General features: G+C 71.3%; 17 protein-coding genes, 1 tRNA gene and 9 pseudogenes. 7 read left to right on the top strand and 20 right to left on the bottom strand.

The features are described 5' to 3' along the window. Positions 1-105 precede the first annotated feature (105 nt). The 7 genes and pseudogenes from ACZ8AI_RS10760 to ACZ8AI_RS10730 all read right to left on the bottom strand — a co-directional run bounded on the left by ACZ8AI_RS10760 (position 106) and on the right by ACZ8AI_RS10730 (position 4,504). Positions 106-731 (bottom strand): annotated as a pseudogene (locus ACZ8AI_RS10760) (ANTAR domain-containing response regulator). A gap of 39 nt (positions 732-770) precedes the next feature. Next, positions 771-854, bottom strand: a tRNA-Leu gene (locus ACZ8AI_RS10755). Beyond that, positions 842-1,690 (bottom strand): hypothetical protein, encoded by an 849-nt coding sequence (locus ACZ8AI_RS10750; RefSeq protein ID WP_464858261.1) that lies wholly within the window; start codon positions 1,688-1,690, stop codon positions 842-844. Before ACZ8AI_RS10750 ends, ACZ8AI_RS10755 begins: the two co-directional genes overlap by 13 nt. Before the next feature lie 567 nt (positions 1,691-2,257). Next, the gene (locus ACZ8AI_RS10745; protein WP_464858494.1) at positions 2,258-2,518 is read right to left on the bottom strand and encodes a DUF779 domain-containing protein; all 261 of its coding nucleotides are present in this window, start codon (positions 2,516-2,518) and stop codon (positions 2,258-2,260) included. 450 nt (positions 2,519-2,968) lie between these two features. Continuing rightward, positions 2,969-3,838: pseudogene (locus tag ACZ8AI_RS10740) on the bottom strand (aldehyde dehydrogenase family protein); the annotation flags it as partial. Between the two features lie 211 nt (positions 3,839-4,049). Next, positions 4,050-4,235: a hypothetical protein gene (locus ACZ8AI_RS10735; RefSeq protein WP_464858260.1), complete on the bottom strand. Its 186-nt coding sequence runs from the start codon at positions 4,233-4,235 to the stop codon at positions 4,050-4,052. 107 nt (positions 4,236-4,342) lie between these two features. After that, the gene (locus ACZ8AI_RS10730) at positions 4,343-4,504 is read right to left on the bottom strand and encodes a hypothetical protein (protein ID WP_464858259.1); all 162 of its coding nucleotides are present in this window, start codon (positions 4,502-4,504) and stop codon (positions 4,343-4,345) included. A gap of 202 nt (positions 4,505-4,706) precedes the next feature. Here ACZ8AI_RS10730 and ACZ8AI_RS10725 point away from each other — a divergent pair, with 202 nt between their 5' ends. The 6 genes from ACZ8AI_RS10725 (at position 4,707) to ACZ8AI_RS10700 (ending at position 8,189) form a co-directional block, all read left to right on the top strand. Next, positions 4,707-5,024: a hypothetical protein gene (locus ACZ8AI_RS10725; protein ID WP_464858258.1), complete on the top strand. Its 318-nt coding sequence runs from the start codon at positions 4,707-4,709 to the stop codon at positions 5,022-5,024. Then, positions 4,964-5,485: an AAA family ATPase gene (locus tag ACZ8AI_RS10720; RefSeq protein WP_464858257.1), complete on the top strand. Its 522-nt coding sequence runs from the start codon at positions 4,964-4,966 to the stop codon at positions 5,483-5,485. The genes ACZ8AI_RS10725 and ACZ8AI_RS10720 overlap by 61 nt, the downstream gene beginning before the upstream one ends. Continuing rightward, positions 5,437-6,180, top strand: a complete 744-nt coding sequence (locus ACZ8AI_RS10715; RefSeq protein WP_464858256.1) for a hypothetical protein — start codon at positions 5,437-5,439, stop codon at positions 6,178-6,180. Before ACZ8AI_RS10720 ends, ACZ8AI_RS10715 begins: the two co-directional genes overlap by 49 nt. 28 nt (positions 6,181-6,208) lie before the next feature. After that, positions 6,209-6,379: a hypothetical protein gene (locus ACZ8AI_RS10710; RefSeq protein WP_464858255.1), complete on the top strand. Its 171-nt coding sequence runs from the start codon at positions 6,209-6,211 to the stop codon at positions 6,377-6,379. A 586-nt stretch (positions 6,380-6,965) separates the two neighbouring features. Further along, positions 6,966-7,334, top strand: a complete 369-nt coding sequence (locus tag ACZ8AI_RS10705) for a hypothetical protein (protein WP_464858254.1) — start codon at positions 6,966-6,968, stop codon at positions 7,332-7,334. Positions 7,335-7,370: 36 nt separating this feature from the next. After that, positions 7,371-8,189, top strand: a complete 819-nt coding sequence (locus tag ACZ8AI_RS10700) for an HdeD family acid-resistance protein (protein ID WP_464858253.1) — start codon at positions 7,371-7,373, stop codon at positions 8,187-8,189. Here the strand turns inward: ACZ8AI_RS10700 and ACZ8AI_RS10695 are convergent. After that, entirely contained in the window at positions 8,090-9,043 is a 954-nt protein-coding gene (locus ACZ8AI_RS10695; protein WP_464858252.1) for a VIT1/CCC1 transporter family protein, read from the bottom strand. The two genes, ACZ8AI_RS10700 and ACZ8AI_RS10695, sit on opposite strands and share 100 nt — an antisense overlap. 5 nt (positions 9,044-9,048) lie before the next feature. After that, on the bottom strand, positions 9,049-9,420 hold the full coding sequence (locus ACZ8AI_RS10690) for a hypothetical protein (protein ID WP_464858251.1): 372 nt from the start codon (positions 9,418-9,420) through the stop codon (positions 9,049-9,051). Positions 9,421-9,544: 124 nt separating this feature from the next. Between ACZ8AI_RS10690 and ACZ8AI_RS10685 the strand changes: the two genes are divergently transcribed. Then, complete coding sequence (locus ACZ8AI_RS10685) at positions 9,545-9,706, top strand: hypothetical protein (protein ID WP_464858539.1); 162 nt, start codon at positions 9,545-9,547, stop codon at positions 9,704-9,706. 61 nt (positions 9,707-9,767) lie between these two features. Here ACZ8AI_RS10685 and ACZ8AI_RS10680 read toward each other — a convergent pair. The 11 genes and pseudogenes from ACZ8AI_RS10680 to trpA form a co-directional block, all read right to left on the bottom strand. Beyond that, positions 9,768-9,959: pseudogene (locus ACZ8AI_RS10680) on the bottom strand (pyruvate kinase); the annotation flags it as partial. Continuing rightward, complete coding sequence (locus ACZ8AI_RS10675) at positions 9,943-10,371, bottom strand: pyruvate kinase (protein ID WP_464858493.1); 429 nt, start codon at positions 10,369-10,371, stop codon at positions 9,943-9,945. The gene ACZ8AI_RS10675 and the pseudogene ACZ8AI_RS10680, both read right to left, overlap by 17 nt. A gap of 118 nt (positions 10,372-10,489) precedes the next feature. Beyond that, positions 10,490-10,612, bottom strand: a pseudogene (locus ACZ8AI_RS10670) (hypothetical protein); the annotation flags it as partial. 141 nt (positions 10,613-10,753) lie between these two features. After that, positions 10,754-12,094, bottom strand: coding sequence for an FAD-dependent oxidoreductase (locus ACZ8AI_RS10665; protein WP_464858250.1), 1,341 nt, complete (start codon positions 12,092-12,094; stop codon positions 10,754-10,756). Then, entirely contained in the window at positions 12,055-14,316 is a 2,262-nt protein-coding gene (locus ACZ8AI_RS10660; protein ID WP_464858492.1) for a glutamate synthase-related protein, read from the bottom strand. Before ACZ8AI_RS10660 ends, ACZ8AI_RS10665 begins: the two co-directional genes overlap by 40 nt. A gap of 307 nt (positions 14,317-14,623) precedes the next feature. Beyond that, positions 14,624-14,845, bottom strand: a pseudogene (locus tag ACZ8AI_RS10655) (glutamate synthase central domain-containing protein); the annotation flags it as partial. Between the two features lie 17 nt (positions 14,846-14,862). Further along, entirely contained in the window at positions 14,863-15,450 is a 588-nt protein-coding gene (locus ACZ8AI_RS10650) for a glutamate synthase central domain-containing protein (RefSeq protein WP_464858491.1), read from the bottom strand. Between the two features lie 247 nt (positions 15,451-15,697). Continuing rightward, positions 15,698-16,060: pseudogene (locus ACZ8AI_RS10645) on the bottom strand (hypothetical protein); the annotation flags it as partial. Between the two features lie 97 nt (positions 16,061-16,157). After that, a pseudogene (locus ACZ8AI_RS10640) lies at positions 16,158-16,742 on the bottom strand (glutamate synthase subunit alpha); the annotation flags it as partial. A 337-nt stretch (positions 16,743-17,079) separates the two neighbouring features. After that, positions 17,080-18,066 (bottom strand): annotated as a pseudogene (gene lgt, locus ACZ8AI_RS10635) (prolipoprotein diacylglyceryl transferase); the annotation flags it as partial. A gap of 273 nt (positions 18,067-18,339) precedes the next feature. Continuing rightward, positions 18,340-19,127 (bottom strand): annotated as a pseudogene (trpA, locus tag ACZ8AI_RS10630) (tryptophan synthase subunit alpha); the annotation flags it as partial. Positions 19,128-19,146: the final 19 nt, after the last annotated feature.

Below are 19,146 nucleotides of genomic sequence, written 5' to 3'. Positions count from 1 at the left end.
CGTGCGGTGTCGCACGGTGCACACGCATCGGACGGCCGTCTGCCGGAACGCGGAACGCCGCCTCCCCGAGCGGGGAGGCGGCGTCCGGCGGGCGTCGGTGAGCGACTACTTCTTGGCGCTGAGCTGCTCGATGATCGCCTTCGCGACGTCGTGCATGGTGAGTCGGCGGTCCATCGAGGCCTTCTGGAATCCAGCGGACCGCCTCGGGCTCGGTGAGGCCCATCTTCTCGTTGAGCAGGCCCTTGGCCCGGTCGACGAGCTTGCGGGGTCTCGAAGCGCTCGACGAGGTCGGCGACCTCGGCCTCGAGCGTGATGATCTGCTGGTAGCGCGAGAGGCGATCTCGATCGCCTGGGGAGCAGGATCGTTCGGCGTGAAGGGCTTGACCACGTAGGCGAGCGCGCCGGCCTCGATCACCCCGCACGCTCGAGCGAGGGTCAGCTTCTGGCTGAACGCCGTGAGGAGGACCACCGGGGCGATGTGGTTCTTGGAGAGCTTCTCGGCGGCGGAGATCCCGTCGAGCTGCGGCATCTTGACGTCCATCACGACGAGGTCGGGACGGAGGTCCGTGGCAGGCTTGCACGGCGGTCTCGCCGTCACCCGCTTCGCCGGTGACGTCGAACCCGTTGTCGCGGAGGATCTCCACGATGTCGAGGCGGATGGAAGGCGAGCTCGTCCTCGGCGACGACGCGACGCGACGGGGTGCTGTTGCAGTTGCTTCTGTGTCACTCACAGCTTGTGCAGCCCTACTAGACGACGGACGTCGAGTTCGTACGAGTGGCGGGACTTGAACCCGCACGCCGTGAGGCAGAGCATTTTTGAGTGCCCCGTGTCTGCCGATTCCTACCACACTCGCGAGGAGGCCAACAGTACCAGCCCGGCCCGCGCCTCCCGGCCGTCCGCGACCCGCTCGAAGGCGACCCTCGAGCGCCTCGATCGCCGCCACGAGACCGGCCCGCCGCGGCGTGCCGCGGCGGCCGGCGGCGAGCAGGGCGCGGGGCACCCACGCATCAGCCGATCCGTCCGGCGTGCGCGACCACGCGAGGAGCGCGTCGACGCCACCGTCGGCGACGACCGCCTCGCGGAACGCCCCGCGCGCCCGGTCCACAGCAGTCTGGACGCGCGGCGCGGCCGCAGCCCCGGGAGCACCGGTCCGGCGTACCGGTCGACGGCCTGGAGGCGCGCCCCGCTGATCGAGCGCGGGGACAGCACGCAGTAGGCGTCGGTGCGGAGACCGGACAGGCGGTACGGCCGCGAGGTCAGGGTCACGTCGGCGCGGCCGCGGCGGAGGACCCGACGGAGGCGGACGACCTCCGCGCGGAGCGCTGACCAGCGCACCGGGATCGCCCCAGACCGCGACCCGCGAGGTCCTCGGCGGCGAGGCCGTCCGGAGTGCACCGCGAGGACCGCGAGGACCTCGGAGTGCCGGGCCGACAGCTGCACGGTCCGGTGCTCGGTGCGGAGGGTGGCGACGTCGGTGCCGGGCAGCCGCGAAGCGCTCGGCGTCCGCGTGACCGATCGGGCGGCCCGCGTGCAGGTGCGCTTCCGTGGGGGACGGAGCGCAGCGAGGGCGATCTCCGCCTCGGCGGCCGCGACCGTGGCGGTCAGGAGCGGCAGGGTGTGCCGGTCCACCGCGCGGCCGTCGCCCGTGACGTCGAGCACACCGACGACGGTGCCGGCGCGGTCGTGCACAGGGACCGCACTGCACGACCACGGCTTCACGGCGTTCGCGTAGTGCTCTCTCAGAGCGGATCTGCACCGGGCGGTCGATGCGGAGCGCCGTGCCGGGAGCGCTCGATGCCGACGTGCTCCTCGGCCCAGTCCGCACCGGGCACGAAGCCCATGTCCTCGGCGGCGCGGCGGGCTCCGCGGGCACGCCGTCGACCCACACGAGCCGTCCGTCGGCGTCACCGACGGCTCGACCACGCAGTCCGCGGGTGACTCTCGTCGACCATGTCCCTGTCCGCCCTGGAGGGGAGGGAGCACGCGCGCGCGCGCGCGCGGCGGCGGGGGCGCGGGCCGCCGCGACCGGCAGCAGGACCGCCAGCGGGCCGTCGCGCCGGGCGGCGTCGAGCTGGTCGTGGTCGAGCGCGAGCGTCCGGCAGCCCGTCCGGATCGACGCGAGCCGACCGCTGCCAGGACGCGGCGACGAGCGGGCGGAGCGACCCCGGAGCGCGCGTACGTCCTCCGTCAGGGTCGCCCGCCGCGCCGTCGCGCCGGGGTGGTCGGCCGCGTCGTCGCGCAGTCGTCGTCGTCAGCCTACGTCGGGCGCACCACCGGGACCAGACCGAGATCGACGAGGCTCGGCGTCGTCGGAAACATCCGCGAGCGGGTGAGGAAGCGCTTGCCCTCCAGCACCTCGAGGAGGAAGCCGCCACCTCTACCGTCGACGACGTCGATGGTGAGCTGGGTATACTTCCAGTACTCGAACTGGGACTTCGACATGTAGACCTCGACGGGGGCGATGCCGTCGACCTCGAGCGCCCCGAAGAGCACGTCTCCGGGGCCGGTCAGGAACATCCCGACGGGGTAGCACATCGGGCTCGAGCCGTCACATTGTAGCCACCGGACGGTGGAGCATGAGCGGCCCACCGTGCCGGGCGGCGAGGACTTGCAGAGGCTCCCCCGCCGCCGGCGTGACTGGTGACCCGGTCGGTCGTCATCAGAAGAAACCCATGGCCCTTCGGCGTAGGCCGCGAGCAGGTTGCCTAGGTCTGCTGGTAGTGGTCGAGCATCATCTTGTGGTTCTCGCGCCCGACCCCGGACTGCTTGTACCCGCCGAACGCCGCACCCGCCGGGTACTGGTGGTAGGTGTTCTCCACCACAGCCACGGCCTGGATGTCCCGACCGGCGCGGTAGAGCGTGGTGGCCTCGCGGCTCCACACCCCGGCGCCGAGGCCGTGCAGGGTGTCGTTCTGCGATCGAGATCGCGTCGTCGTAGCCACTGAACGACGTCAGGGCGAGCACCACCGGGCCGAAGATCTCCTCCTGGAAGATCCGCATCGAGTTGTCGCCCTCGAACACCGTCGGGGTCACGTAGTAGCCGCCGGACAGGTCGCCGCCGAGGTCCGCACGCTCGCCGCCGGTCAGGGAGACTTCGCGCCCTCCTGCTTGCCGATGTCGATGTAGCTCAGGATCTTCTCGAGCTGGTCGTTCGACGTACTGCGCGCCGATCATCGTCGACAGGTCGAGCGGGTGCCCCTGCTTGACCGCGCCCGGTCCGAGGCCGTCCGCGACGAACCCGTCGTAGATCTCCTTCGCCACGAGCGCGCGGGACGGGCACGTGCAGACCTCCCCCTGGTTGAGGTTGAAGGAGAACGCGAAGAAGCCCTCGAGCGCCTTGTCGTAGAAGGCGTCCTTCTCCTGTGCGACGTCCGCGAAGAAGAGGTTCGGGCTCTTGCCGCCGAGCTCGAGCGTCACCGGGATCAGGTTCTGGGAGGCATACTGCATGATCAGCTGGCCCGTGGTGGTCTCACCGGTGAAGGCGACCTTCCGGACCTCGGGGTGCTGCGCGAGCGGCGCCCCGACCTCGAAGCTTTAAGAAGCCGTTCACCACGTTGAGCACCCCGGCCGGGATGAAGAGTCCTTGATGAGCTCGACGAGCACGTGGATCGACGCCGGGGTCTGCTCCCCGCCGGCTTAGCACGAAGCGCAGTTGCCCGCGGCCAGTGCCGGCGCGAGCTTCCACACCGCCATCAGGATCGGGAAGTTCCACGGGATGATCTGCGCCACGACCCGAGTGGCTCGTGGAAGTGGTACGCCACCGTGTCGTGGTCGATCTCCCCCGTCGACCCCCTCCTGCGCGCGGATCGCGCCGGCGAAGTAGCGGAAGTGGTCGATCGCGAGCGGGATGTCGGCGGCGCCGATGGTCTCGCGGATCGGCTTGCCGTTCTCCCACGTCCTCCGCGACGGCGAGCATCTCGAGGTTCGCCCTCCATTCGATCGGCGATCTTGTTGAGGATGCCGGCGCGCTCAACCACGCACTCGTCCGGCCCCAGGCGGGCGAAGCCTTCCACGCCGCCGCGACGCTCGCGGTCCACGTCGGTGGAGGTCACCGCGGGCGACCTCGGTGAAGGTCTTCCCCGTGACGGGGGGTCGGGTTCTCGAAGTACTGCCCACCGGTCGGCGGCACGTACTCGCCACCGATGAGTAAACGGTCGTACCGGGAACGGAACGAGACGAGGGAGCCCTCCTCGCCGGGTGCGGCGTAGCTGGTGGGCGACGGTGCGATGGTCATGGTGGACACCTTTTCGACGACTCTGTCAGGGCGCTGGATCCGCGCCTGCCCGCACGCTACGTCACCCGCACGTTGCATCCGGTTGCGCGAGCCCGGCGGTTGGAGGCTCACCCCGTGGGGACGCAGACGACGACGCACTGTTCACGAGCCTGTTCGCGGCGCTCGGGGCCGCTCCGGGCGGCACCGCCTTGCGGGGTCAGGTGGCGCAGCTCCTGCTCGACCGCGGTCGTGCGGCCGAGGCGTTGCAGCACGCCGGTCGGGTCCTGCAACGCACGCTCCCGGCGACCCGGTCGCCCTCCGCGTGCTGACCGATGCGTCGGCGGCACTGCGCGGCCCCACGGCGGACGGTGGCGGCGCGGAAAGCCGACCCGCGCCTCCAGGCCGGAACCGCGACCCCCTTCGACTGGCGAGCCGCCGAGGCGGTGAACTGGGACACGCCGATTGCCGCGCCCTTCGTCGAGCCGGCCGACGATGCAACCCCCGTCGACGACGCCGCAGGCGTCGACGAACCGGAGCCGGCTCCGTGCGGACGGCGAGGCGCGCGAGCAGAAGCACATCGTGGACGTCGAGGTCGAGCGGCCGACGGTGACCCTCGACGACGTCGGCGGTCTCGAGGACGTGAAGCAGCGCATCCGCGAGTCGTTCCTCGAACCCATGCACCACCCGGAGATCGCCGCGGCCTTCGGCAAGACCCTCCGCGGCGGACTCGTCCTGTACGGACCGCCCGGGTGCAGGAGAAGACCTTCATGGCGAAGGCCATCGCCGGCGAACTCGGGGCGCACTTCGTGACGGTGCGCATCGACCAGGTGCTCGACCCGTACGTCAACCTACACCGAGAAGAACCTCCACGCCGTGTTCGAGGCCGCGCGGGCGAAGGCGCCCGCTGTGCTGTTCCTGGACGAGATCGACGCCCTCGGTGCCCGGCGATCGAGCATCAGGACCGGGTGGAGCAATGCCTGCGCAAGATGGTGAACCAGCTGCTGCTCGAACTCGACTCGGTCCCGGGTCCGAGAACGACGGGCTCTTCGCGCGTGCTCGCCGCGACGAACAGCCCGTGGGACGTCGACCCAGCGCTGCTGCGCTCCCGGACGGTTCGACCGGATGACCCTCGTCCTGCCGCCGGACGCGCCGGCCCGCGAAGCGATCCTGCGCCACCACTTCTCGCGGCGTCCGATCGCCGGGATCGAACTCCCGCACGGTGGTGGAGGCGACGGACGACTTCTCCGAACAAGCCCTCGAACACCTCGTGACCTCGTCCGCCGAGCAGGCGATGTCCCTTTCGCTCGCGTCCGGGCAGATCGAGCCGATCACGATGGACGACGTCCGGACCGCCCTCAGGCAGGTGCGGCCGTCCACCGGGTCGTGGCTCGTCACCGCGAAGAACGTCGCGGCCTTCGCCAACGCCGACGGACGGTACGACAGCGGCTCGTCGCGCACCTGCGCCGCAAGCGTGTCCTCTGGGGGCGGCCCCGGCACGGCGTGCCGTCCGGCGGCGGTTGCCGGCATCCCGGCGGACGTCGTCGCGCGTGCCGGCGCGCTCCGGGCCATCGGGCGAAGCTCGACGCGGCCGAACGGGTCCTCGAGCAGGCACTCGCCGCCGCCCCGGAGGACGGGACCCTGCTCACCGAGTGGGCAGGACTCCAGCAGGCGCGCGGCGACCTCGCCGGTGCCGAGGCGACGGCGCGTGCGGCCGTCCAGAGCGTCCCCGGAACAGCTCGGGCCGTCCCGCATCACGGCTCACCAACGTCCTCATCGCGCAGGGGCGGAACGCCGACGCTCGCGAAAGTCACGACGGCGCTCATCCAGGTTGGCCCCGGACGTGGCGGCCGTCTGGACGCACCGCGCGCTCCGCGAGTCTCGAGGACCGGGCGCGGCACACGCCGCCGTCCCGTCGCACCGCCTGCGACCGCGCGCGCTCGAGCTCGAACCGGAGACACCCGAGTGAGTGGGCCATCGCCGCACTGTGCGAGCAGGTGTACGGCAACGTCACCCTCGCCCGGACGCCTCGTGACCGAGGGGCTCCGCACCGCGCCCCAGCACCGGGGCTGCTCGCGCTCCGTGCCGAGTACGCACCCGTCGCCGACCAGCCGGAGCTCCTCGTCGACCTGCTCGCCACCGACCAGGGCGACGTCGAGGTCACGTGAGCTGCTTCGGCGCCGCCGTGAGCTAGCAGCGCCGTCTCGCAGCCACGGCGGCGCTCCTGCCCGCCGCGGTCGCCCTCGTCGCCCTGACCGGCTCGCCCCTCGCCACGACGGTCTCCGCCATCACCTCGCGGCCGTGGTCCTTCTCGCCTCGCCCACCGCCGATCCGCCGGCCGCCGGCGACGGCAGCCGAGCGGGTACAGGGTCTCCGGCTCGGCGCTCAAGGGCCCGGTCATCGCGCGGTTCGCCACGGGATTCGGGGCCTGGGTCGCGGCCGCCGTCGGCACGGGGACGGCGTGGTGGTCGAGCGTGCCGGCACTCGCGCGGTGTTCGAAGCTGGCGGTCGTGCTCGGAGCCGTGTCGATCGGCACGAGGCCGCTGCTCGACGACGACCGTGTGCTCGCCGCCGCACGCCGCCCGGACCGGACGCGTGCCGTGGGGAACGGCGTGGCGGTTCCGGCGGCCGCCGACAAGAGAGGCCGCTTGCTCTGGACCGGACTGGCGCTCGGCGTCGCCGGGGTCGTCGCCGCCGCCACCGGGCTCAGGTCGACGCTGCCGGCGGGCGCGGTTGCCCCTCGTCGCGTGGCCGATGGCGCTCGTCACCACGGGGAGCGTCGTCGAGGCACTCCGCGCCGGACGCCACGCGCCGCAGCGGTACCTCCGGACCGTCGGCGTCCGGTACCGGCTGCTCGCGATCGGCGCCTGCACGATCGGACTGATCGCGCTCGGTGCCGCCGGACTGGCGAAACCCCGGGGCGCGGACGGCGCCGGAGGGCGGTCCCGAACCCGACCGGCCGGTGCCGACGTTCTCGGTGCCGTCGTACCCCGTGCCGTCGACCGGTCCGAGCGTGCCGGTGCCCCTGCCACGACCTTCGACGCCGCGACGATCCCGCCGATCGAGATCCCGACGGAGCGGCCGGCGGCTGAAGACACAGCCGGCGGCCGTGGGTCGCGGTAGCGTCGAGGCGAGCAGTTCTGACGGGGAGGAGTGCTCGTGGATTCTCGTGCCGTCCGGACCTTCCGGGTGTTCGTCGTCGTCACCGCCGTCGTGGCCATCGCCCTCGGCGTCGTCGCGATCGTCTGGCCGCGGCCGTCGCTGGTCGTCGCACTGCTGTTCGGCGTGTACCTCGTCGTCGCCGGGGCGCTCCGCGTGTTCGCCGCCGTCCGCGGCCACGGCACCCCGCCGGCGTGGCGCTGGACCTCCGGCGTGGTCGGCGCCCTGGTCGGCGTGGCCGGACTCGTGACGCTGCTCGACCCGGCCGTGCCGCTCGTGGTCTACGCCGTCCTGGCGGGCATCGGGTTCATCGTCGAGGGCATCGCCTCGCTCGTCGGGGGCTTCGTCGGGCACCCGGGTTCGTCGCGCATCCCGACGATCGTGAGCGGGGTGCTGTCGATCCTCGGCGGGGTGGTCGTCCTGGTCGCACCGGGGCTCGCGCTGACGGTGTTCATGGTGTTCTCGGGCATCGCCCTCATCGTCGTCGGGGTGCGCGCTCGCGCTCTGCCGCCCCGCGCAACGCGGCCTCCGCCGGTAGGAGCCGGGCGCTACGCGCTGCCGGTCGGCGCCGCGGAGCGTGCCGGTCGGCGCGGAATCGAGCGGGGCGCAGGCCGCTACGCGCTGCCGGTGCCGAAGAGCAGCCCGAGCGCGTACGTGACGGCCGCGGCACCGAAGCCGATGGCGAGCTGCCGGAGCGCTCGACGCAGCGGCGACGCCGCTCAGCACGCCGACGACGGCCCCGGTGCCGAGCAGCGCGATGCCGACCAGCCAGGACCGCGGCGACCGCGATCGCCGGCCACCTCGAGCCCGAACAGGTAGGGCAGCACCGGGATGATCGCCCCGGAGGCGAAGAAGCAGAAGCTCGAGACCGCCGCGCTCATCCCGTTGCCGATCGCCTCGTGGTCGTCGGTCGGCGCGGTGCTGGTCGTCGCCGTGCCGCGCAGGACCTCGGCGGCGTGCGCCTGCGCCTCGGTCTCGGTCATCCCCGCGCCCGGTAGACCGAGGCTGAGTTCGTTCGCGTCGACGTCGGGGTCGGCCCTGACACGGCCAGCCTCGGGGTGGGTGCCGAGGCCGTGAGGAGCTCGCGCTGCGGCCGCACCGACACGTACTCCCCGCACCCATCGAGAGGGCACACCCGCGAGCAGTCCCGCGATGCCGCTCAGCAGGACAAGTGCCGGTCGGCCCCGGACGCTGATGCCGATGATGAGCGCGAGGTTCGACACGAGCCCGTCGTTCGCGCCGAACACCGCCGCACGGAACGTGCCCGACAGCCGCATCCGGCCCCAGTTCGCCAGCCCGCGGACCACTTCGCCGTGGATGCGTTCGTCGGCAACCATGCGCGCGGTCGCGTCGTCGTCGTCGGCGTAGGGCAGGCGGTCCTCCTCGCGCATCAGCACCAGCACGAAGACCGACCCGAAGCGCTTCGCCAGCGAGGCGAACACGCGAGTGCGGAGGCTGCCCCGCTGCGGCCGCCCGACGTCGTCACCGAGGAGCTCGAGCCAGTGCTGCTCGTGCCGCCCTCGGCCTCGGCCAGGGCCGACAGGATCTCGCGTTCCTCGCCGTCGCGCCGCGCGGCGAGTTCCGATGCACGGCCGCCTCGGCACGTTCGTCGGCGAGGTAGCGCCAACGGCGCACGTCGGCGCGTTGCGCCGTGGATCCGGTCTGGGGCTCACACCACTCATCCTGCCGTGTCGCGACGGCCTGAGCGCACCACCAGGGCGCCCTGTGGGTTCCCGGCGTCGGCCGGCGGTTGTGGAGGGCGCGACGGGGCGCGGACCAGGAGGCGACGAGCGCGTGCTGCCGGTACGCAGGTGCTGCCCCCCGTCGAGCGTCCGGACGCGCTCGTCAGTCGCGCACGTAGGCCCGGCGCGGCCTTCCGCGTGGGCGTCCTGGCGCGGGTACCCCGGAGGTCGTTCGTCGAGCCCTCGATGCCGGGAGGCGACCCGGCCGTCACGATGACGCGGTCACCGAGCGGGGCGAGCCCGTTCTCAGCCAGGACGTCGTCCACCTGCGAGAAGAGCTCGTCGAGGTCGCGGGTCTTCCGCTCCACGAGGAACGAGCGGACGCCCCACTCAGCGCCATGCGCCGGCGGGTCGCCTCGTTCGGCGTGAAGGCGATGATCGGCAGGCCGTGACGCAGACGCGACATGCGACGAGCCGGAGTCGCCGGACTCGGTGAACACGCAGAGGTACGACGCCTCGGTGAACTCCGCGATCTCGACCGCGGCGAGCGTGATCGCCCCGCCGAGGGTGCGCGGCTTCGTGGCCGAGGGGCGCGATGCGCTCGAGACCGTGGTCCTCCGTCGACTCGACGATGCGGGCCATCGTGCGGACTGATCTGCACCGGGTACTCGCCGACGCTCGTCTCACCGGACAGCATGACCGCGTCGGCACCGTTGAGGATGGCGTTCGCGACGTCGGAGGTCTCGGCGCGGGTCGGGATCGGCGACGAGATCATCGACTCCGAGCATCTGGGTCGCGACGATGACCGGCTTCGCCATCCGGCGAGCGAGCTCGACGGCACGCTTCTGCACGATCGGGACCGCCTCGGAGCGGGAGCTTCGACGCCGAGGTCACCGCGGGCGACCATGATGCTGTCGAAGGCGTCGATGTTCCTCCTCGAGCGCGTCGACGGCCTGCGGCTTCTCGACCTTCGCGATGACCGGGAGGCGCTTGCCCTCCTCGTCCATGATCTCGTGGGCGCGGTCGACGTCGGCGGCGTTGCGCACGAACGACAGGGCGATGAGGTCCGCACCCATGCGGATGCCCCAGCGGAGGTGGCTGGTCACTTCCTCGCTCAGCGCGGGGACGTTCACGGCGACGCCGGGCAGGTTGATGCCCTTGTTGTTCGACACGGTGCGCCGAGACCAGCCTCGGTCAGCAGGACCCGGACGCCGTCGGTGTCGAGCACGCGGAGGAGGGCGCACACGACCGTCGTCGATGAGCAGCGGGTCGCAGAGCTTGACGTCCTGCGGCAGCCCCTTGAACGTGGTGCCGCAGATCTCCTTGGAGCCGGGGACGTCCTCGGTGGTGATCGTGAAGACGTCGCCGACCCGCGAGCTCGTGCGGGCCGTCGGCGAACTTGGCCAGGCGGATCTTCGGACCCTGCAGGTCGACCACGGAGGCGACTGGGCTTGCCGAGCTCCTCCGCGGCGCGACGCGGACGTTCACGTAGTTGGCCTCGTGGACGCTGTAGTCACCGTGGCTGAGGTTGAGGCAGGCGACGTCGACGCCCGCTTCGATGATCTCCTTGACGGTCTCGTACTCCGACGTTGCCGGTCCGAGCGTCGAAACGATCTCGGCGATCTCAATGGATTCCTTCGTGGTTTCGGATGGTGCTTAAGCCGCGCTGCGGGGCCGCGCGAACGAAAGGACACCAGCACCCTATCGAGTGCTGGTGGCCTTCACGCTCACGGGAGGGTGAGCAACTGGTGGTCGTGTCCGGACATCAGACCGAGACCGCCTCGTCGGTCGCCTTGACCGGCGCCGGCAGGATCGTCGGCTCGGTGTACTCGTCGACCTTCGCCGCCGCGCACGGTCTTCTGCGATCGCCCAGACGATCAGGGACTGCCCACGACCGGCGTCGCCGGCGACGAACACGCCCGCCTGGTCGTATGTCGGCTCCGGCGGGAGACGGCGCCCGAGACGGTCAGTCGGCAGCCCGAGCTGCGGCTCGAGCGTGTCGGTCTCCGGCCCGGTGAAGCCCATCGCGATGAGGACGAGGTCCGCGGGGATCTCGCGGCTCGGTGCCGGCCTTCGGGACCCGGCGTCCGTCGAGGTACTCGGTCTCGGCGACACGGGAGCGAGCGGACCTCGCCGGCCTCGTTCGACAGGAACTCGACGGTCGACGCCAGGTAGTGCCGCTCGCCGCCTTCCTCGTGGGCGCTCGTGACCTCGAACACGGTCGGGAACATCGGCCACGGCTGCTCGGAGGGACGCTCCAGCGGCGGCTGCTTGCCGATCGCCAGATTCGTCACGCTGAGCGCGCCCTGCCGGTGCGCGGTGCCGATGCAGTCCGCACCGGTGTCGCCACCGCCGATGACGATGACGTGCTTGCCCTCGGCCGTCAGCTGGTCGTCGACCTTCGTGCCGGCGTTCGCCCGGTTCTGCTGGACGAGGTAGTCCATGGCGAAGTGCACGCCCTCGAGGTCGCGCCCCGGGATGGGCAGGTCGCGGGCACCGGGCGCCGGTGGCGACGACGACCGCGTCGTAGCGGGACTTCAGGTCGTCCCAGGTGATGTCACGGCCGATCTCGACGCCCGCCCGGAAGCGGGTGCCCTCGGCCTGCATCTGGGCGAGACGCGCGTCGATCTGGCGCTTCTCCATCTTGAAGTCCGGGATGCCGTAGCGGAGGAGCCCGCCGATGCGGTCGTCACGCTCGTAGACGGCGACGGTGTGCCCGGCGCGGGTGAGCTGCTGCGCGGCGGCGAGTCCGGCGGGGCCGGAGCCGACGACGGCGACGGTCTTGCCGGTCAGGCGCTCCGGCGGGTGCGGGGTGACCCACCCGTTCTGGAACGCCTCGTCGATGATCGAGACCTCGACCTGCTTGATCGTCACCGGGGCTGGTTGATGCCGAGCACGCACGAGGACTCTGCACGGTGCCGGGCAGAGCCGACCGGTGAACTCCGGGAAGTTGTTCGTCGCGTGGAGCCGCTCGATCGCCTGGCGGCCCTCGCCGCGCCACGTCAGGTCGTTCCACTCCGGGATGAGGTTGCCGAGCGGCACCCCTGGTGGCAGAACGGGACGCCGCAGTCCATGCAGCGCCCGGCCTGGCGCTTGAGCGCGCCCGACTCCTGCTGCTCGTAGACCTCTTCCAGTCCATGAGCCGCACGGGACGGGGCGACGGGGCGGGAGCTCACGCTCCTGCACCTTGAGGAAGCCCTTGGGGTCAGCCACCAGTTACCTCCAGAATGCGGTTCCAGACGACGTCGCCGTCCGGGTCGAGGCCTTCGTCGACGGCCTGCTGTCGGGTCTCGAGCACGGCCGCGTAGTCGCGCGGCAGCACCTTGACGAAGTCGCTCAGGTCGCCGGAGTCGAGCAGTTCGGCCGCCAGCGCCGACCCGGTCTCCGCCTGGTGACGGGCGAGCAGGTCGGTGACGATCGCGACGTCGGCGCTGTCGAGCGCCTCGAGTCGGAGCTCGCCGGACGCGAGCGAGTCGGTGTTCACGTGCTCCTCGCGGAGGCCGCGGCGTACGCCGTGCCACCGACATGCCGGCGCCGAGGTTCCGTCCGGTCTCGCCGAGGATGAGCGCGAGGCCACCCGTCATGTACTCGAGCGCGTGGTCGCCCACGCCCTCGACCACCGCGGTGGCGCCCGAGTTGCGCACCAGGAAGCGCTCGCCCACGATGCCGCGGATGAACATGCTGCCCTGGGTCGCGCCGTAACCGATGACGTTGCCGGCGATGACGTTCTGCGCCGGGTCGAACCCGGAGCCGGCGTCGGGCCGCACGATGATCTCGCCGCCCGACAGCCCCTTGCCGACGTAGTCGTTGCTGTCGCCGATGAGCCGCAGCGTGATGCCGGCCGGCAGGAACGCGCCGAGCGACTGACCCGCCGAACCGCGGAGGGTCACGTCGATCGATCCCGCGGGCAGCCCGTTCTCGCCGTGGCGCAGGGTCACCTCGTGGCCGAGCATCGTGCCGACGGCACGCTCGGTGTTGCGGATCGGCAGGTCCAGCGCGATCGTGCCGCCGTGCTCGAGCACGTCCGACGTCTGCTGGATGAGCTGCACGTCGAAGTGCTGCTCGAGCTCGTGGTCCTGGTCGCGGTGGTGCCGACGTGGCTCGTCCGCCTCGAAGCGCGGACCGTTCAGGACGGGCTCGAGGTCGAGACCGGATGCCTTCCAGTGCTGGACGGCGCGGTCGACGTCGAGGGCGTCGGCCTGGCCGATCGCCTCTTCCAGGGTGCGGAAGCCGAGCTCGGCGAGGAGCTCGCGCACTTCCTGCGCGATGAACTCGAAGAAGTTCACGACGAACTCGGGCTTGCCGGTGAAGCGCTTCCGGAGCTCCGGGTTCTGCGTCGCGACGCCGACCGGGCAGGTGTCCAGGTGGCACACCCGCATCAGGATGCAGCCCTCGACGACGAGCGGCGCCGTCGCGAAGCCGTACTCCTCCGCACCGAGCAGCGCGGCCACGACGACGTCACGGCCGGTCTTCATCTGCCCGTCGACCTGCACGACGACGCGGTCGCGCATGCCGTTCAGCATCAGGGTCTGCTGGGTCTCGGCGAGGCCGATCTCCCACGGGGTCCCCGCGTGCTTGAGCGAGTTGAGCGGCGACGCACCCGTCCCGCCGTCGTGCCCGGAGACGAGCACGACGTCGGCGAGGGCCTTCGTCACACCGGCGGCCACGGCCCCGATGCCCGACTGGCTCACGAGCTTGACGTGCACGCGAGCGGACGGGTTGGCCCGCTTCACGTCGAAGATCAGCTGCTTGAGGTCCTCGATCGAGTAGATGTCGTGGTGCGGCGGCGGCGAGATGAGGCCGACGCCCGCGGTGGCGTGGCGGGTGCGGGCGACCCACGGGTACACCTTCGTCGGGGGCAGCTGTCCACCCTCGCCGGGCTTCGCACCCTGCGCCATCTTGAGCTGGATGTCCGTCGCGTGGGTCAGGTACATGCTCGTGACGCCGAAGCGCCCGGATGCCACCTGCTTGATCGCGCTGCGACGCTCGGGGTCGAGCAGTCGGTCGACGTCCTCGCCGCCCTCGCCGGTGTTCGAGCGGCCGCCGAGCCGGTTCATCGCGATGGCGAGCGCCTCGTGGGCTTTCTTCGAGATGGAGCCGTAGGACATCGCGCCGGTGTTGAACCGCTTGACGATCGACTCGATGGGCTCGACCTCGTCGAGCGGGATCGGCTTCCGGGCGTCCGCCTTGAACCGGAACAGCCCGCGGAGCGTCATCAGCTGCTCGGACTGGTCGTCGACGGCCTTGGAGTACTCGCGGAAGATGTCGTACCGGCGCGACCGGGTCGCCGTGCTGCAGCCGGAACACGGTGTCCGGGTTGAACAGGTGCGGCGGGCCCTCGCGGCGCCACTGGTACTCGCCGCCGGTCTGCAGCCGCTCGTGCGAGAGCACCGCGCCGTCCTGCGGGTAGGCCTGGGCGTGCCGCTCGGCGTTCTCTTTCGCGATGACCTCGATCCCGACGCCGCCGAGGATCGACGAGGTGCCGGTGAAGTAGCGGTCGACGAACTCCTGGCTCAGCCCGACGGCCTCGAACGCCTGGGCGCCCGCGTAGCTCGACACCGTGGAGATGCCCATCTTCGACATGATCTTCAGCACGCCCTTGCCGAGCGCCTTGATCACGTTCTTGACGGCCTGTTCCGGGGTGATCCCGGTGATCATGCCCTGGCGGACGAGGATCTCGCAGGTCTCCATGGCGAGGTACGGGTTGATCGCCGACGCGCCGTACTCGATCAGGGTCGCGACGTGGTGGACCTCGCGCACGTCGCCGGCCTCGACGATCAGGCCGACCTTCATGCGCTGCTCGGTGCGGATCAGGTGGTGGTGCACCGCCGCGAGCAGCAGGAGGACGTCGGCACGGGCGCCTGCTCGGCGTTGCCGTCACGGTCGGACAGCACGATGAACTGCTTGCCCGCCTCGATCGCGGCGTCGACCTCGTCGCAGACCGCCGCGATCCGCTTCTGCATCGCCTTCTTGCCGGCATCGACGCGGTAGAGGCCCTTGATCGTGACCGTCAGGTGCCGACCGGTCTCCGTCTCGAAGTGCTGGATCTTCGCGAGCTCGTCGTTGTCGATGACCGGGAAGTCGAGCGTGATCTGCTTCGCGTGCTCCGGGCCGGCGGTGAGGAGGTTGCGCTCCGGACCGAGGCCCATCCCCATCGACGTGATGACCTGTTCGCGGATCGAGTCGAGCGGCGGGTTCGTGACCTGGGCGAACTGCTGCGTGAAGTAGTCGAACAGCAGCCGCGGACGCTGGGACAGCACGGCGATCGGCGTGTCCGAGCCCATGGCGCCGAGGGGCTCCGCACCGGTCTGCGCCATCGGACGCAGCAGGATGCGGACCTCTTCCTCGGTGTAGCCGAACGCCCGCTGGCGTCGGGTCACGGAGGCCGGGGTGTGCACGATGTGCTCGCGGTCGGGCAGGTCGGCGAGGTTGATGCGACCCTGCTCGAGCCACTCGCCCCACGGACCCGACGTGGCGAGCTCGCGCTTGACCTCGTCGTCCTCGATGATGCGACCGGCCTCGGTGTCGACCAGGAACATCCGGCCGGGGCGCAGGCGGCCCTTGCGGACGACCTTGCCCCGCGGGCACGTCGATGACACCGGTCTCGGAGCCCATCACGATGAGGCCGTCGTCGGTGACGAGGAAGCGTCCCGGGCGCAGGCCGTTGCGGTCGAGGGTCGCGCCGACGACGGAGCCGTCGGTGAACGTGATCGCGGCGGGGCCGTCCCACGGCTCCATGAGCATCGAGTGGTACTCGTAGAACGCCCGGAGCTCGGGGTCCATCCCGACCTGGTTCTCCCAGGCCTCCGGCACCATCATCGACACCGCGTGCGGCAGCGAGCGACCGGTGAGCGTGAGGAGCTCGAGGACCTCGTCGAATGAGGCCGAGTCGCTCGCGCCCGGGCTGACGATCGGCAGGAGCGGTGCCAGGTCGCCGAGCAGTTCTGCTCTCGGCGCCGCGACTGACGCGCCTCGCATCCAGTTGCGGTTGCCCCGGACGGTGTTGATCTCGCCGTTGTGCGCCAGCGTCCGGACAGGGCTGCGCGAGCGGCCACGACGGGAAGGTGTTGGTGGAGTAGCGCGAGTGGACGATCGCGAGCTTCGACGCGAAGCGCTCGTCGCTGAGGTCCGGGTAGAACGGCTCGAGCTGGAGCGTCGTGACCATGCCCTTGTAGACCATGGTCCGGCTCGACAGCGACATGAAGTAGACCTCGGTGTCGTGCTCGGCACGCTTCCGCAGGCGGAAGGCCTGACGGTCGAGGGCGATGCCGCTCCACGACGCACCGTGCACGTCGTGCCGGATCGACGCGACGAACAGCTGCTCGAACGCCGGCATCGCGGCACGGGCCAGCGTTCCGAGGACCTCCGGGCGGACCGGGACCTGGCGCCAGCCGAGGACCCGCAGGCCCTCTTCACCGGGCGAGCCGCTCGACGGCGCCCTTCACCGCGTGCCGCTCGTCCTCGTCGACGGGCAGGTACGCCGTCCCCACACGGCGTACTCCCCCGCGTCCGGCAGGTCGAACCCGACCTCGTCGCGGAAGAACGTGTCCGGCACCTGGCAGAGGATGCCGGCGCCGTCGCCGGTGCCCGCGTCCGAACCGACGGCACCGCGGTGCTCGAGGTTGCGCAGGGCGCCGAGCGCGGCGTCGACGATGTCGTGCCCCGCCGTGCCACGGAGGGTCGCGACCATCGCGAGACCGCACGCGTCCTTCTCGTTCGCCGGGTCGTACATGCCGGCGGCGTCCGGGATCGCGGAGAACCGCCGGTGGCGGCGGCACGAGGGCTGCGGACTGGGGTGGCTGGAGCGCCATGGGGAACCGTCCTCACGAGGAAGTGGAACAGGGACAGCGGTGGCCCGGTGGTGCGTTCCGCCCGAGCGGGCGGGACTGGTAGCCCGTGCTCGCCGTCAGTGAGTTGCCCTGGCGGTGGGAGGGTGTCGGACTCGCGCTTGGTAAGGGTCCAGCTGGGTGCGGCTGAGGATCAGGACCGATCCGATCGGTCACGCAGCGAGGGCTTCCAGCGCGGCCAGTCGCGGGAGTGGCGACCGGATCGGACTCGGTGACCGCCGCCGGAGCGTCGTCGTCGTTCTCCGACCAGGTGTCGTCCGAGTCTACATCGGACTTCGAGCGCGGCTCGCGACCGGGCAGGTACGGACTCGGCTCCTTGCCGACGTGCCGCCTGGTCTGCACGAGGAAGATGACGATGCCGAGCAGGATCGCGGCGAAGGCCACCCAGACGTTGGTGCGGATGCCGAAGAACGTCTCGCTCGTGTCGACGCGGATCGACTCGAGCACGGAGCGGCCGGTGCCGTACCAGACGAGGTAGAGCGCCATGACGCGGCCCCACTGCAGCTGGAACTTGCGGTCGAGCAGCAGGATCACGACGACGCCGACGACGTTCCAGATGATCTCGTAGAGGAACGTCGGGTGGAACAGCGTGCCCTCGGGCAGGCCCTTCGGGTACGCAGCGTTCGACGACTCGATCTGCAGGCCCCACGGCAGGCTGGTGGGCATGCCGAACAGCTCGTGGTTGAAGTAGTTGCCGAGGCGTCCGAAGGCCTGGGCGAGCAGGACGCCCGGCGCGACGGCGTCGATGAACGCGCTGAAGCGCAGGCCCACCTGCCGGCAGCCGATCCAGGCGCCGACGGAACCCAGGATGAGCGCACCGAAGATCGGCGAGGCCACCTTCCCAGATGTAGAGGAAGGAGAGCGGGTCGCGACCCGGACCGAAGTAGTCGCTGACGTGCGTGAACACGTGGAAGAGCCGGCCGCCGATGATGCCGGCGGGCACCGCCCAGATCGCGATGTCGATGATGATCCAGCGCTCGACGCCGCGCGCGTTGAGGCGGCGGTTCGCGAGCACGACGGCGCGATGATCCCCAGGAGGATGCAGATCGCGTACGCGTGGATGCGGAAGTCGAGCGGCAGCGACCAGCCGAACACGTCACGCAGCCAGGCGGTGAGGTCGAAGTACTGCCAGGCGGTGCTCGGGCTCGGGATGCTCAGGAGGGGCATGGAGGTGCTGTCGCCTTTCGGTGCTGGCTGCCGCGGTGCTGGTTGGCTGTGCCGACGTGTCGCCGGACCCGCTCACTGTAGCGCGGGACGCGACCCGGTCCGGAAACCGAGGGCCCGGTCCTGTGGAAACTGTGACCGACGCCGGTGACGGACTGGAGGAGCGGTGCGGGTGACCGACGTCGGTCACGTACACCGCGCCTCCAGTCCGACCGTCGGTGACCGACGGACGACCGAACGGCCGGGCCACGTCGGCTGCGGCCGGACCGTCAGCTGGCGCTGCGCGCCCGTCGTGAGGTCGGCAGCCCGGTCGGCGACGCCCTGGACGCCCAGGTCGGCCAGCGCACGGACGAAGGCCGACCCGACGATGGCGCCGTCCGCGTACTCGAGGACCTCGCGCACCTGGTCGGCCGTCGAGATGCCGAGACCGACGCAGGTGCGCGCGACGCCGGCGTCCCGGAGGCGCGACACGACCGTCCGGGCCGCCACGTCGACGCCCACACGGGCACCGGTGACGCCCATCGTCGAGACGGCGTAGACGAACCCACGGCTCGACGCGACCGCCTGCTGCATCCGTGCGTCCGTCGAGGACGGCGCGGCGAGGAACACCCGGTCGAGGCCGGTGCGCTCGGACGCGCCGATCCACTCGGCGCCCTCGTCCGGCACCAGGTCCGGCGTGATGAGGCCGGCGGCACCGGCTGCGACGAGGTCGTCGGCGAACCGGTCGACCCCGTAGCGGAGCACCGGGTTCCAGTACGTCATCACGAGCACGGGGACGTTCGCCCGCTCGGTGATCTGGTGCACGGCATCGAAGACCTGCGCACCCGGAAGCCGTTGGCCAGGCTCTCCTCGGCCGCACGCTGGATGACCGGGCCGTCCATGACGGGGTCGGAGTAGGGCAGCCCGAGCTCGATGACGTCCACGCCGTTCTCGGCGAGGGCGACCGCGGCGTCGACGCTGGTCTGCACGTCCGGGTAGCCGGCGGGCAGGTAGCCGACGACGGCACCCGCGCGCTCGGCGTTGGCGGTGTCGATGGTGTCCGCGACCGTCCGGTGCGCGTTCATGTCCGGCCGGAGGTCTGGT

It is taken from the genome of Curtobacterium sp. AC273, from assembly GCF_979253735.1.
This window is presented reverse-complemented; position numbering and strand designations above follow the sequence as displayed.

Excerpts from the sequence above, each read along its gene's own strand:
- ACZ8AI_RS10735 (WP_464858260.1), bottom strand. The coding sequence starts at position 4,235 with ATGACCATCGCACCGTCGCCCACCAGCTACGCCGCACCCGGCGAGGAG.
- ACZ8AI_RS10745 (WP_464858494.1), bottom strand. The coding sequence starts at position 2,518 with ATGTTCCTGACCGGCCCCGGAGACGTGCTCTTCGGGGCGCTCGAGGTC.
- ACZ8AI_RS10705 (WP_464858254.1), top strand. The coding sequence starts at position 6,966 with ATGGCGCTCGTCACCACGGGGAGCGTCGTCGAGGCACTCCGCGCCGGA.
- ACZ8AI_RS10725 (WP_464858258.1), top strand. The coding sequence starts at position 4,707 with ATGCAACCCCCGTCGACGACGCCGCAGGCGTCGACGAACCGGAGCCGG.